Annotated in this window: 12 protein-coding genes; 10 read left to right on the forward strand and 2 right to left on the reverse strand. The window is 40.2% G+C overall.

Features of this window, described 5'->3' with window-relative positions; translation table 11 throughout:
* Window positions 1-147 precede the first annotated feature (147 nt).
* Window positions 148-1,221 carry an OmpW/AlkL family protein gene (locus NI470_RS11875; protein ID WP_148334393.1) on the reverse strand — a complete coding sequence of 358 codons (1,074 nt, stop codon included), beginning with the start codon at window positions 1,219-1,221 and terminating at the stop codon, window positions 148-150.
* 450 nt (window positions 1,222-1,671) lie between these two features.
* On the opposite strand from NI470_RS11875, the gene NI470_RS11880 reads away from it, so the two are divergent.
* Window positions 1,672-1,851 carry a hypothetical protein gene (locus tag NI470_RS11880; RefSeq protein WP_253148483.1) on the forward strand — a complete coding sequence of 60 codons (180 nt, stop codon included), beginning with the start codon at window positions 1,672-1,674 and terminating at the stop codon, window positions 1,849-1,851.
* A gap of 288 nt (window positions 1,852-2,139) precedes the next feature.
* Here NI470_RS11880 and NI470_RS11885 read toward each other — a convergent pair whose 3' ends face one another.
* Window positions 2,140-2,928, reverse strand: a complete 789-nt coding sequence (locus tag NI470_RS11885; protein ID WP_253148484.1) for an A1S_2505 family phage non-structural protein — start codon at window positions 2,926-2,928, stop codon at window positions 2,140-2,142.
* A gap of 365 nt (window positions 2,929-3,293) precedes the next feature.
* On the opposite strand from NI470_RS11885, the gene uvrB reads away from it, so the two are divergent.
* The 9 genes from uvrB to NI470_RS11930 all read left to right on the forward strand — a co-directional run bounded on the left by uvrB (window position 3,294) and on the right by NI470_RS11930 (window position 14,800).
* The gene (uvrB, locus tag NI470_RS11890) at window positions 3,294-5,315 is read left to right on the forward strand and encodes an excinuclease ABC subunit UvrB (protein WP_253148485.1); all 2,022 of its coding nucleotides are present in this window, start codon (window positions 3,294-3,296) and stop codon (window positions 5,313-5,315) included.
* 144 nt (window positions 5,316-5,459) lie between these two features.
* On the forward strand, window positions 5,460-6,047 hold the full coding sequence (locus NI470_RS11895) for a lipocalin family protein (RefSeq protein WP_253148486.1): 588 nt from the start codon (window positions 5,460-5,462) through the stop codon (window positions 6,045-6,047).
* Between the two features lie 162 nt (window positions 6,048-6,209).
* A complete protein-coding gene (rarD, locus tag NI470_RS11900) occupies window positions 6,210-7,142 on the forward strand; it encodes an EamA family transporter RarD (protein ID WP_253148487.1) in 933 nt (310 codons plus the stop codon).
* Between the two features lie 251 nt (window positions 7,143-7,393).
* Window positions 7,394-8,851: a glyceraldehyde-3-phosphate dehydrogenase gene (locus NI470_RS11905; protein ID WP_004279679.1), complete on the forward strand. Its 1,458-nt coding sequence runs from the start codon at window positions 7,394-7,396 to the stop codon at window positions 8,849-8,851.
* A 172-nt stretch (window positions 8,852-9,023) separates the two neighbouring features.
* Window positions 9,024-9,398 carry a winged helix-turn-helix transcriptional regulator gene (locus NI470_RS11910; protein ID WP_004730108.1) on the forward strand — a complete coding sequence of 125 codons (375 nt, stop codon included), beginning with the start codon at window positions 9,024-9,026 and terminating at the stop codon, window positions 9,396-9,398.
* Window positions 9,399-9,806: 408 nt separating this feature from the next.
* Window positions 9,807-11,024, forward strand: a complete 1,218-nt coding sequence (gene cgtA / locus NI470_RS11915; RefSeq protein ID WP_004646519.1) for an Obg family GTPase CgtA — start codon at window positions 9,807-9,809, stop codon at window positions 11,022-11,024.
* 27 nt (window positions 11,025-11,051) lie between these two features.
* Entirely contained in the window at window positions 11,052-12,185 is a 1,134-nt protein-coding gene (gene proB / locus NI470_RS11920; protein WP_253148488.1) for a glutamate 5-kinase, read from the forward strand.
* Window positions 12,186-12,403: 218 nt separating this feature from the next.
* Window positions 12,404-13,813, forward strand: a complete 1,410-nt coding sequence (locus NI470_RS11925; protein ID WP_253148489.1) for an AAA family ATPase — start codon at window positions 12,404-12,406, stop codon at window positions 13,811-13,813.
* Window positions 13,814-13,822: 9 nt separating this feature from the next.
* Window positions 13,823-14,800, forward strand: a complete 978-nt coding sequence (locus NI470_RS11930; RefSeq protein WP_253148490.1) for a hypothetical protein — start codon at window positions 13,823-13,825, stop codon at window positions 14,798-14,800.
* Window positions 14,801-14,825 lie beyond the last annotated feature (25 nt).

The following is a 14,825-nucleotide window of genomic DNA, read 5'->3' on the forward strand; positions in this document are numbered from 1 at the left end:
ACGAGGCATAGCGAATAGTAAAATTGGGTTTGGCGATTTGATTTTACTACTTCGCTATTTTTTTAAGCTAAAAGTGTCAACACACCCTAATATATTAAGCCTAAAAAAACGGCCGAAGCCGTTTTAATTAAAAATCGGATATTGAGCTTAGAAACGCATCCCAATCCCGGCATAGGCCAGAATCGGATTGACTTCGATATCGGCTTTAGAGCGAATCAGTTCACCTAGATTTGCATCTGTCACTGTAATTGTCGTGTCATTTTTTAGATGTGCATAAGAGACTGAACCTACAGCAAACCAGGTGTCATTAAAGTCATAGCTAAAGCCGACCGTGGCCACGGGCGCGAAAGCATCGGATGCTTCCAGATCAACTTTCGGGTTGGCTGAACTTGGCGTGCCATCCAGAGAAGCACCTGCTTTTCCTTCCTTGATATTGGCAATCATATGTCCTGCAGCAATCAGGTCCTGCTCAGTACGTGAGTTAATTTCCAGTTCATTGAAATAGGCATACATCACACCTAAGCCGACATAAGGCCGGAATTTATTCACTCCGGTTTTACCAAAGTGATACTGGAATTCAAAGGCAGGTGTCCAGGCGCGGGCAGAGGCGGCCGGCCCATAAGCTTCCAGATCAGTAATGAGAATATCATTTTTTAACTCAATGCCGGGTAAATCGATCGAACCTAAACTTGGGGTAGCAAGCGCAGAAAAAGGGGCATAAATTTTACCACTGCCTTGCAAGTCTACTTTGGGGGGAATGCCGGCTTTCATTTCAAAAGAAATATTATCGGTAAAATAGTAATTGGTCATAATGCCTAAAGTGGTGACATCATCTGCTTCCAGGCCAGTACCAGGATTATTCCAGCTTTCCAGTCCATAAATTTCAGCTCGTCCACTGAGCGTTGCGGGCAGTGTTTCTGTACCAAGTCGATCGAGAATATTAACAAAAACAGAGGAAAGGTTTGGGTCCATGTCTGGATCAAGATTATTTTTCACAGAGTCAATTGAGATATCACCTACTTGTGATGTTTCACCTTCTTTGACAGCAGTATTCACTTTAAATGGTTGGGCCTTGCCTTGCGGCATCACATGCAATGCACCGACTGATACCGAAAAGCGCTTAAAGCCATCTCCATCTTGCAAGCTAAAATAAGGGGAATCTGCATGCGCGACCATAGGTAAAGTGGCTAGGCCTGCCATACATGCCAGCAATGTTTTCATTGATTTGGAACTCCATGTCCAGTTTGTTTATTCGTTTTTCTAGTTAACTAATTATGTGAATTACATTAAAAAATTCAGTTATAGAACAACAGGTCAAAAGTTAATCGATGGTTAATATTGGTAACTGCTGTATATTTTTTGTTTGTATCTCTTGAGTTTTAAGAAATGCATAGTGTGTAAAAATAATTACTTCTACCTTAAGAGCTTAAGTATAAAAATGAAGGAAATTTGCTCTTGAGAGCGTTAAAATTTCAATCCTATGAATTTTTATCATGGAAGATAGAGAGGAGAGTTTAGGTAAATTTTAGGCTGCATTGATTCAAGCATTTATCATCATGGGATGATTTTTTATTTTTCCAAAACAAGAGCATATGAATTTATCCAAGATCCTGCTACCCAGTCGACTGAGTTTTTTTGTACAATAGCTACATATATTATTGAGTGAATCACATGAGCACCCAAACTTCTCCCAAAAAAAAACCCTTGGTTAATTTACCTTTCCCGATCAAGCAAGCAGAGCAAAATGCTGCAGAAGAAGTTCTGGAAGATTTAAGACCAAGACCGCAGCGTTATGCTGACCGTACTTGGATGCCACCACGTGGCACTCGCCGTTCAATGGGCAAACGCTAATTGATCAGACTCAAAAAGCTATGATAAATCATGGCTTTTTTTATGGAATTTTTTAGGGAGTTAGTGATCAATATTTGCTTTAATTTTCGAACAAAAAGAAATTAAAACTCAGATTTATCCAAATTTTTTTCAATTTTATTCTTAATAAAGCAAACGAAATATTTAAGCTCTCTAAATGCCGACCAAAATAAAATCCACACCTGGTTGATTTCATATTCGACATTTTAGCCGCCCAGAAAAAAAAGCCAATTCAAACATTGGCTTTTTTTGAAAGATATTTTGATAGCACTAACGAATGCTTTTACGCGCTTTATTTTCCGGCTTCGGTGGCGCGATTTCTCTCTCGCCTTGCCAGACATCGATAAAATCTTTCTCGTTAATATTATAAAGTTCCAGTAGCGCTAAAATCACGCCTCCAAACAGCATGGCACCTTCTGAATGGCTCTGAAAGTCGACCAGCTTGGTATTTAGGTTGTGCAGGATATCTTCAATTTCAAAGACACGTTCCCGCCCATTGCTGTCGGTCGGATAGATCTGGGTATTTAAAATAATTCTCGCCAGGCTTTTTTCATTTTCGGTCAAAGGCAGTTCTTCCATCAATTCATCGCTGGCCGGAGTTAAAATGACGGAATCGCGGAATATGGTGTGTAAAAAATTTGCGCTTAATTTTGGCAGGGGCTTTTCGACAAAAGGACGGAAAGATTGCGGGAAAATGACATTGCGTGAGATGCCTTTAAACATCGGTGCAATTTCCTCGACCTTATAACCTGCGATCCCACAGCCTAAGGAAGTAATAAAATATTTATTTTTAGGATGATTTTTGGTGTAAATCTTAAAGTCATCAATATAGTGCTGGATTTGTGAGAGCGGCATTTGTTGTAAATGTTCGTTCATGGTAGGAATGGCATAGCTCTGACCCGCCCAGCCACGACCCACGCCCATGACTGCACCAAAATGCTCAAGTGCCGTTCTGGCAGCTCCACCACCGTGTTGTCCAGCCAGGTTGCTGCCAAAAACAAAAACCGTATTTTCCGGAAGGGATTTAACAATACTTTCATCGTGATAGTGGTAAGTCATAATTGTCGATTCTAGGCCATCCTGATCTTCATGTTGCCCGTGAAATGAAAAGGGGTCAAGGCATTATTCTGCAGCGCTATCCAAACAGATAAGTCAATAATCCACCTATACGCCAAAATACGATGCCGAGTACACCCAAATAAAGCTGCTGGCTGAAAATGCTTGGTTTTTTCTGTATTTATTCCCTTTGTAACTGTATATTTTTTTGATGATTTTTCAAACTAGAGAGTGAGTCAAGCGCTAACAAATAATGAATACTAATATTGTTTTATTTTACCAAACAGAAACCTAAGCAGGGATTGAGTAATTCCAATTTACCCTCATAATAAATCAAATCTATATCCGCAGCGAAGTCAGCGAAAGCTATGAGTGATAAAAAGCCCTTTGAATTAGTGACCAGTTATCAACCAGCAGGCGATCAGCCACAGGCCATTGCAAAGCTGGTCAAAGGCATTGAACAGGGTTTTCATGATCAGCTTTTACTGGGGGTAACAGGCTCTGGTAAGACCTATACCATGGCCAATGTCATTGCCCAGACCCAGCGTCCGACCATAGTCATGGCACATAACAAAACCTTGGCTGCGCAGCTTTACGGCGAATTTAAAGCGTTTTTCCCGAATAACGCCGTTGAGTATTTTGTCAGTTATTATGATTATTATCAGCCAGAAGCCTATGTTCCATCTTCAGATACTTTTATCGAGAAAGATGCTGCAATTAATGACCATATTGACCAGATGCGCCTTTCCGCGACCCGTTCACTCTTAGAGCGACGTGATGCGATTATTGTCGCATCGGTGTCTGCCATTTATGGTTTGGGTGATCCGAATGCCTATATGAGCATGTTGCTGCATGTGGTGGAAGGTGACTGCATTGGCCGTGATGATATTATTCGCCGTCTGGTCGAGATGCAGTATTCGCGTAACGAACTGGAATTTCTGCGTGGTACTTATCGTATTCGCGGCGAAATTATTGATATTTTCCCGGCAGAATCGGATCAGGATGCGATCCGGATTGAACTGTTTGATGATGAAGTTGACTCCATTCGCTGGTTTGATCCGCTGACCGGGAAAATGGTTCGTAAAGTGCCTCGCGTCACTATTTATCCTAAAAGCCATTATGTTACGCCGAAAGACAATTTATCCCGTGCGATTGAAACCATCCGAGACGAACTCAAAGAGCGACTGGTGTTCTTCCGTGAAAATGACAAGCTGCTGGAAGCCCAGCGCATCGAGCAGCGCACACGCTATGATCTGGAAATGATGCAGCAGTTGGGTTATACCAACGGCATTGAAAACTATTCTCGACATTTATCTGGCCGTCCTGCGGGTGAAGCGCCACCGACCTTGTTCGATTATATTCCGGATGATGCCTTGCTGATTATTGATGAATCGCATGTGACGGTGCCGCAGATTGGTGCCATGTATAAGGGCGACCGTTCGCGTAAAGAAAATCTGGTGAATTACGGATTCCGTTTGCCAAGCGCGCTGGATAACCGGCCGATGAAATTTGAGGAATGGGAACGTATTGTGCCGACGACCGTTTATGTCAGCGCAACGCCCGCACGTTACGAGCTGGAAAAGTCCCAGCAGATTGTCGAGCAGGTGGTACGTCCGACTGGTCTGATCGATCCGGAAATTGAAATTCGTCCAGTTCTGACGCAGGTCGATGATGTGCTTTCAGAAATTAATCTACGTAAAGATATTAATGAGCGGGTGCTGGTTACGACCTTGACTAAGCGTATGGCCGAAGATTTAACTTCTTATTTGAAAGAGTATGGGATTAAGGTTGCTTATTTACACTCGGATATCGATACCGTCGAGCGGGTCAAAATCATTCATGAACTGCGTACTGGGGTGCATGATGTACTGGTCGGGATTAACCTGCTGCGTGAAGGGCTGGATATGCCGGAAGTGTCACTGGTCGCTATTCTGGATGCGGATAAAGAAGGTTTCCTGCGTTCCGAGCGCTCTCTCATTCAGACCATTGGCCGCGCTGCACGTAACCTGAAAGGTAAGGCGATTCTGTATGCAGACCGAATCACTGATTCGATGCAGAAAGCCATTGATGAGACGGACCGTCGTCGTGCCAAGCAGATTCAGTTTAATGAAGAACATGGCATTACCCCGCGCAGTGCAGTGCGTCAGGTGATCAAGGAAATTGATACCGGTGAAGTATTGGATGATGATTCAATTGAATTGAAACCCTCGGATCAGGCACGTGCGATCAGTGCAGATGAGCGGCATATCATGGCAGATCCGAAAATGTTTGCGAAACACATTAACAAGCTTGAAAAGGAAATGCTGAAAGCTTCCAAAGAGCTTCAGTTTGAGCAGGCTGCGCGTATGCGTGATGAAATTGTGCGTTTAAAAGCCCAGATGTTTGATTGATTGTTGTTGCATTAAATCTTATTTAAATGACGTAAAATCAATCACAAAGCAAACATAATGTAACAAATTTAGGAATTGGATAAAGCTATTGTATGAACAGAAATTTTTAAATAAATATTTTGTGAACATGTAATAGGTATCTTTATGACAACTCAAAAATCTTCACGTACTGGATTAAAGCTGGCAAAAATTGCGGTGGGTAGTGCGGTTCTTCTTGGTTTGGGCGCCGCTACCATGGCTTATGCGAAAGACGAGCCATTACCGACCATTGAGAAAGTTGAACTGGACCGTTATCTGGGAACATGGTACGAAGTAGCACGCAAACCTTTGTATTTTCAAAACAAGTGTGATCGCGATGTCACAGCGACCTATACTTTAAATGAAAATGGCAATATCGTGGTGGATAACCGCTGCATTAAAAAAGATGGTGGACAAACCCAGTCATTGGGCGAGGCATTTGTGCAAAATCCACCGCAAAATACCAAATTAAAAGTCAGTTTCTTGCCGGACTTTATTCGCTGGATTCCGGTCGCTCGTGGCGATTATTGGGTCTTAAAACTGGATGAAAATTATCAAACTGTTTTGGTCGGAGAGCCTAAACGTAAATATATGTGGATACTCTCACGTAATCCACAACTGGATAAAAATGTGGTGAATGAATATTTACAATATGCACAGTCGGTCGGTTATGACCTGAGTGATGTGATTCATACCAAACAAACTCAAAGATAAAAATATCGTCTTAATGGAAACCATGCTACAGCATGGTTTTTTATTTTACGTGTCGAAAGACAATCTAACATCGAGAGATGACTACATTTTAAATAGATGAAGCATCAAGCTTTCTATTGTACTAATCGTTATAATGCCGGCGAACGAAAGTAGAGTTTAAATATGTATAAAGGCATCGCGTTATCTGTCTTGGCCTCCGTGGTTTTTGGAGTGCTCTATGTATTTACGCCTTTTTTACAGCCTTTAGATAGTGAGCAGACCTTTGCCTGGCGCATGCTGGCGACCTTGCCATTCCTCACAGCCTTCATGTGGTGGTCGGGTGATCTGAAACATATCAGCAGTATTTTTAAGCGGGTATTACGACAGCCTTCATTTTTGATCTGGTTGCTGATTAGTTCGCTGTTATGTACTACACAATTGTGGTTGTTTTTATGGGGCCCTATCAATGGGCGTGGCCTCGAAGTCTCGCTCGGTTATTTTCTGCTACCTCTGGTGATGGTGCTGGTCGGCTGTGTGCTTTATAAAGAAAAATTGTCATCTTTCCAGATGGTCGCCGTTGCTCTGGCAATGTTGGGGGTAGGGCATGAAATCTGGCGGATCGGTTCAATCGCATGGGAAACGGTCTATGTCGCTTTAGCTTATCCACTTTATTTCTTTATGCGGCGTAAATTCGCGACCGATCATCTTGGTGGATTCTGGTGGGATCTATTTCTGATTTTGCCTGTGGCATTTTATTTGGGCTTTATCTATAGCGATTCTATGTCGCTTATGTTGAGTCATTCTCATTTGATCCTGGCAGTTCTTGGATTGGGCTTTTTAAGTGCGCTCGGTTTAGGTAGCTATATTTTGGCTAGCCGATATTTACCCTTTGTCATCTTTGGGCTGTTGAGTTATCTGGAGCCGGTACTGCTTGCTTTTGCCTCGATGGCACTGGGTGAGCGTGTGGAATCAGGTGAATGGCTGACCTATATTCCAATCTGGTTGGCTGTTTTACTGTTGATTGTGGAAGGAATATTACATTTGCTGAAGCAGCGTAAACAGCAATTAGCCCTTAAGAAAAATCTGGAAAACTATCAGGACCGGCTCAACTCTTAAAATTAAAAAGAGATTGAATGAATAAACAACATTTAACAAATTTGTGCCAGGTACTGAAAAATAGTGGTCTTTAGCATTTTCGAATGCAAAATCATTCAGCTAATTACAACTATTTTTGAAATTTATAGTGAATATACGTTAAAAACTACCCGTCTCAACGAGCTTTTGATTCAAACTTGCGGCCAATTCCATTACAATTGTCGGGTTTAGAAATTTATGCTTAGATTTACAATTAATTAGAGGACGTATCTGTGAGCAAAGACACTATTGTTGCCCTCCATGCAGAACACCAAGGTCGCTGGAAAAACCGTGAAGAACTTGCGGAACGTATGATTGCCCTTGTTGGCCAGTTATATCGTGAAAAAAATATTGTAGCTACAGTTTATGGTCGCTCTTTAATTAACCGTTCTGTGATTCAGATTTTGAAAGCACACCGCCGTACTCGCGTACTGGACGTTGAACTTTCTGTAGTTGATACTTTCCCAATTCTTGAAGCATTGGTGAAAGTAGAAAACATCGGTTCTGCTGAAGTTGATCTGGGTAAACTTGCTGTTGAATTTAAAGAAAAAGGCGGCGACATCGATGCATTTGTTGCAGACGCTGTTAAATCGATCGAAGGCAATGCTGCTGCTGTAGAACATAAAGATGTGGTTCTTTATGGTTTCGGTCGTATCGGTCGTATCCTGGCACGTTTGATGATTGGTCAATCAGGTCTGGGTCGTGGTCTTAGCCTGAAAGCAATCGTGGTTCGTAAATCATCGGATGGTGATTTGGAAAAACGTGCTTCTTTACTTCGTCGTGACTCTATTCATGGTCCATTTGCAGGCACAATTTCTGTAGATGAAGAAAACGAAGCAATCATTGCCAACGGTAACTTCATCAAAGTGATTTATGCATCGAATCCTTCTGAAGTGGATTACACTGCATACGGTATCAACAATGCACTTGTGATCGACAATACAGGTAAATGGCGTGATGCTGAAGGTCTTGCTCAACACCTTAAATGTCCGGGCGCTGCTCGTGTGATTCTAACTGCACCTGGTAAAGGTGACATGAAGAACGTGGTTTACGGTGTAAACCAGGCGGACATCCTTGATGAAGATACCATCATCTCTGCTGCAAGCTGTACGACTAACGCAATTACACCTACACTGAAAGTATTGCATGATAAATACACAGTGTTGAATGGTCATGTTGAAACAGTTCACTCGTTCACAAACGACCAGAACTTGATCGACAACTACCATAAAGCTGACCGTCGTGGCCGTGCTGCAACATTGAATATGGTCATTACTGAAACTGGTGCAGCGAAAGCAGTAGCGAAAGCGCTTCCAGCTCTTCAAGGTAAATTGACAGGTAACTCTGTACGTGTACCTACACCAAACGTATCGCTTGCAATTCTTAACCTGACTTTAGGTCAAGACGTTGATCGTGATGAAGTGAACGAATACATTCGTCAGATTTCAATCGGTTCTAGCCTGCAAGGTCAAATCGGTTATACCAACTCGACTGAAGTGGTATCTTCTGACTTTATCGGTTCACGCACTGCAGGTGTATTTGATGCGCAAGCAACAATCACTTCAGGCAACCGTTTAACTGCTTATGTTTGGTACGATAACGAAGTGGGTTATAGCTGCCAGGTATTGCGTATTGCTGAACAAATGGGCGGCGTAAGCTATCCAAAAGTTCCTGCTGAAACTAATGCATAATTAGTATTTAGCAAAAAAAGAGTCTCATTTGAGGCTCTTTTTTTATTTTAAACTTTTTTTTCTAATCCAATAAGAATTAAGAAATCTGCTTGCTGGTGAAATATTAATCTGATAACTTACAAAGAGTAAGTATATTAAAATGAGTAAGTAATAAAAATATGGTGAGAATGTTATGACAAATTATGCAATCAGCCCATTATTAGGTCAGGTTTTATCAACTGAATGTCCATCACGTGAAATATTGGAACACCTTGCCAATAAGTGGTCGGTCTTGGTTTTGCGTTGCTTGAGTGAGGGGGTGCATCGTTTTAGTGAGCTGAAACAACGCATTGAAGGGGTAAGTGAAAAGATGTTGTCCCAGACTTTAAAAATGCTAGAACAAGATGGTTTTATTTTGAGAACGGTTTATCCGGTGGTGCCGCCAAAAGTGGAATATCAATTGACCATTACCGGTTCACAAGCGGCTGAAAAAATCATGTATTTAATTGGCTGGATTGAAAAAAGTCTGCCAGATATTTTAGAGCATAAACAAAGTATTATTAAATAGTTTTCATTAAGTGGCAGGAATGCAGTGTTTATGAAAATACAAAATTTGAACTTATCTTGGTGTATATAAAATACAGATTTTAAAAGGTATCCGCATCAGAATATTTTCTTGTGAATACGGTTTTTGAAAATTTATTCCTCTATAAATTATTTTAAAAATCATCAAGAAATTCACAAAAAGAATTTCCAGAATAGGGGGTAGTACTAGGGGGAAAAACGTTTCACTTCCTACTATTTATTTTCCATCTTTTAAACATTCTTTTTCCAAATCTATGTCTTGAATAGATCAAATAGGCTCGGTGAGAAAACGACTAACTAAGATTTATGGAATTGCTGCATAATTCTATTCGAGAAATTCTTTAAAATATGGCAGAATATGGGGTTTTAAAGTTTTTAGAGGATTGGCAATATGCGCTTTGTTGATGAAGCAGTCATTACCGTAGAGGCTGGCGACGGTGGCAATGGCGTAGCCAGTTTTCGCCGTGAAAAATTCGTGCCATTTGGTGGTCCAGATGGTGGTGATGGTGGTCGTGGCGGCAGCATTTATATTCAGGCTGACGACGACACCAGTACGCTAGTTGATTATCGTTATACACGTAAATATCGTGCAGAACGAGCAAAAAATGGCCGTGGGGCGAACTGTGCTGGTCGTGGCGGTGAAGATACCGTATTAAAAGTTCCGGTAGGAACAACAATTGTAGATGTAGAGTCTGGTGACATTATTGGCGACTTGATCGAAGACGGTCAACGCGTGAAAGTAGCAGCAGGCGGTGATGGTGGTTTAGGTAATACCCACTTTAAATCATCGACCAACCGTTCACCACGTAAATGTACGCATGGTCAAAAAGGTGAATTCCGTGAAATCCGTCTAGAGCTTAAAGTTCTGGCAGATGTCGGCTTGCTGGGTATGCCAAATGCGGGTAAATCAACCTTCATTCGTGCAGTCTCGGCAGCAAAACCAAAAGTTGCAGATTATCCATTTACCACCATGGTGCCAAACCTGGGTGTGGTCGATGCCGATAGTCACCGTTCATTCGTGATGGCGGATATTCCGGGCCTGATCGAAGGCGCATCTGAAGGTGCAGGTCTTGGGATTCGCTTCCTGAAGCACTTGGCGCGTACCCGTATCTTGTTACACATCGTTGACGTACAGCCGATTGATGGCTCAGATCCGGCACATAATGCTAAAGCAATTATGAAAGAGTTAGAAAATTTCTCCCCAACGCTTTCAAAACTGCCGATCGTATTGGTGCTGAACAAAGTCGATCAGTTGGCTGAAGAAACACGTGAAGAATGGTGCACCCATATTCTTGAAGAATTGCAGTGGGAAGGCCCAGTTTTTGAGACTTCTGGCTTAACGGCTGAAGGCACCAAAGACGTAGTTTACTACCTGATGGATCAGATCGAAGAGCAACGTGAACGCGAAGCTGAAGATCAAGAATATGCAGCAGAAATGAAAGCATTCCGTGATCAGCTTGAAGCTGAAACACGTGAACAAACCATCGCTGCAAAAGAAGCGTATCGTGAGATGCGTCGTCAGCAACGTCTTGCCGGTATTCTGGGTGATGACGAAGATGATGAAGATGGCGATGATGATAGTGATGTGGAAGTGTACTACGTACGCTAATCTCTGAGAGAAGAGTCTGAGGACAAGATGATAGAAGTGGTAGATGGGCAACGTCAGCTCAAGGGTTGTAAACGAATCGTTGTTAAAATCGGATCATCTTTACTCACAGCAAACGGACAAGGTTTAGATTTAGATGCTATCTCGCATTGGGCGGGACAAATCGCAGATCTACACAATGCAGGACACGAGATTATTCTGGTGTCTTCCGGTGCTGTGGCTGAAGGTATGGTTCGAATGAAACTTGAGAATCGACCCACCGATCTACCCAGTCTTCAGGCTTGTGCTGCCATCGGTCAGATGGGTCTGATCCATACTTGGTCAAGCGTACTAGAGAAACACCAGATTCGAACTGCGCAAGTATTGTTAACCCATGATGATCTGGCAGATCGTCGTCGTTATCTCAATTCATGTGATGCTTTGCAGAACCTGATTGACTGGCGTGTGATTCCGGTGATCAATGAAAATGATACTGTTTCGACTGACGAAATTCGCTTTGGTGACAACGACACACTTGCTGCGATGGTTGCGGGTCAGGTGCATGCAGACCTTCTGATTATCTTAACGGATCAGGAAGGTATGTTTGACTCAGATCCGCGGTCTAATCCGGATGCCAAACTGTTCCATACTGTACGTGCGATGGATGAAAGTCTGTTTGATATGGCCGGTGGCGGTGGTAAATTTGGTCGTGGTGGTATGCTGACCAAAGTTCGTGCAGCCCGTCTGGCGGCAAAATCTGGCTGTCCGACCTTAATTGCAAGTGGTGATAGTGATGGTGTTCTATCACGTCTGATGGCTGGCGAATTGTTAGGTACCTTGTTTGTCACTGACAAAGACCGGATGACAGCGCATCAGCAATGGTTGGCGGCTCACTTGCAAACCGCAGGTCGTTTGGTGATTGATGATGGTGCAGTAAAAGCCATTAAAGACAATCATCGCAGCTTATTGCCTGTCGGTGTAAAAGCAGTTGAGGGGCACTTCGAACGTGGCGATGTGGTGGAATGTGTTGATCGACAAGGTCATCGCATTGCTGTAGGGCGTGTCAATTTCAGTTCGCGTTCTGCGGAAATCGTTAAAGGTTTGGCATCAGATAAAGTACATCAGGTGTTAGGTGAAGCACGTTCACTAGAAATGATTCATCGCAATCATATGGCGATTTATTAGTTATGTAAATTGTTGAAATAAATGTTTATATTTTGGAATTTAGCTTTTTTAACTACTTGTTTAGCTACTTCTTATGAAAGGCTCACTAATTTTTAGTGGGCCTTTTTTATTAAGCAATTTAATCTTAAGTTTGGAATGAATAGGCTATACTATCCATTGAGCTAGTATAAATTAATTACATGATCTTTATAGCATATTAAAAAATAGGGGAATTGAATGTGTTAAAACAAATTTCGATAGAAAATTTTAAAGCGTTTGCCAGTATGCAAGAAATTGAATTAGCCCCTATAACGCTAATATATGGTGCAAACTCTTCAGGGAAGAGTTCAATTATTCATTCATTGATGGTTTTAAAACAATCTTTACTTTCGGCCAACTTGAAAGGTGGAGTATATTCCGATAAAAAATTATTAGATGTTGGCAGCTATTCATCAATGGTTTATAAACATGAAGTTAAAAGAAATATTTCAATAAAATTAAACATTGAAAATGAAATAAAAACTAAATTTGAATATTCTTATGTAGAGCCTGATGAAGCTGGAAAAGATGTTCATGAGACTCAAGGTTTTTCATATTTAAAGAATATTTTTGTTAATGAATGCGAGTATATTGAAGAAGATGGAATCTTCAATTATGTGTTACAAAATAAGTTAAAAAATGGTGATCTTTACTTTACGAAAGATTTCTTATTTGATGAATTAGACGGTAATATTTTACCAAATTATATAGATGTAAAGAAAAATACGTTCAGAAAGATTTTGAACTTCTTTGTATTTTCTGCAGATGAAGAGTTACCAATTCCTAAGAGTCCTACATTGGATTATGAAAAATATAGAAAATTTCTTAAAGAATTAAAATCAAAAAATAAAGAAATGGAGTTTCATCATACTTATCAATTTGTTCATGGGAAACTAAGAAGTAATGCTGAAAAGATAAAAAGAGAACTAAAAAAAGTTACTTATTTAGGTCCTTTAAGAAGTAATCCTAAGAGATATTATTCTGTTGATACCGAGTTTGAAGTTTCTGTTGGCAAAGAGGGGGAAAACATTGCTTATTTCCTTAATAGTAATAGATTATATTTAACTAACTCAATTAATGAATGGTTTAAACGGTTTTCCATTCCATATATTTTTAGCCCTAAAACAGTGGGAACTAAATTTTCAGAACCTTTGATTCAGATCGAACTTCAAGATACTCGAAATAAAGTTAAGGTCTCTCCATTAGATGTTGGTTTCGGTATAGGACAAATCCTACCTATTTTGATTGAAGGCATAATAAGGAAAAATGCAATAATATGTGTAGAACAGCCAGAAATTCATTTGCACCCTAAATTACAAGCGGAATTAGCAGAGTTTTTTGCGGATACTTGTGATAATAATCAATGGATTATTGAAACCCATAGTGAAGCATTAATGCTTCGGATTCAAAAATTGATAAGAAACAAAAAAGAGATAAATGGTCGAGTATTAACTCCACAAGATGTGTCTATTTTATATGTTTTGCCGAGTAATCCAGGAAATGAGTTAGAAGGAGCAGAGGTCGTACAAATACGTCTGGATGAAGAGGGAGACTTCATGGACTTTTGGCCTGAAGGTTTCTTCGAAGAGCGCTTATACGAGAAAAGATAGGGGTTCTACATGTTGACAGAATTTTGTTTAGATAATTCTTTTTTTGAATCAGATGCATTAAAAAGTAAAGGCGCTAATAGATCTTTTATTGAAAAATGGAAAGAGCAGGGAGTATTAGTTTTTTCAAACTCTCAAACCGAAACATCCTTTCTTGAGAAGCTAAAGAAAAAGATAGATCCTTCTGTGTATCAAGATTGGCAAGATGCTTTTTTAGAAAATACTACCTTTCGATCTAAGGTAGATTGGGATACATTCTGTGATTATACAGATTTCAATGATTTGAAAAATTTTAATACGGAGTTCAAAACTGGTATCACTGAAGAGACCACTGAGCAATTAGTTAAAGGTCTTCCTAATTATGTCGGATGCTGTCCTTCGACTAACTTCGAGATTGTTGATATTGATAATCATCACTCTTCAGTTAATATGCGGAGATCTTATTATGAATCTAAAAGTGATATTACTCGAGATATATCACATGTTGAGATGTGGGAAATTAAATTTCATAGCTTAGCCAAATACTCAAAAAATATATTAATTATAGATAGATATATCTTTGAAAATATTAGGGAAGATATAGGTAGAAATAAAAAAACAAGTGTAGAGCGATTGTTCGAGTTTTTATCACAATACTCTAAAAAGTTTAATATAACCATCATATCAATAGGTGGTCAAAGTGGTAGTGATGAGAAATTTGCTATAGATAAATTTTTTGAGGAAGTATGTGTATCTAAATTTAGTCATTGTTTTAACAAAATAGACTTAATTTCTAAAGGCGAGCATTTTTTTCAAAAAATTTCACATGATCGTTTTATGAGTTTTGATAAATTTGTTTGTACTATCGGCATAGGGATGTCAATTTTTAGAGATTATCCTATACCTCAAACTACTTTTAATGTTTGTAGGGAAGAATACTCATCAATTAATGAGCGTTTACGGTTAGCCTTGAAAAGTTGTGATTGGAAGAGTGAATATTTACCTGAATAGCATTTAATAGGATTAGAATTTTTTC

The sequence above is a fragment of the Acinetobacter lwoffii genome (assembly GCF_024129115.1).
Classification (GTDB): Bacteria; Pseudomonadota; Gammaproteobacteria; order Pseudomonadales; family Moraxellaceae; genus Acinetobacter; species Acinetobacter lwoffii_T.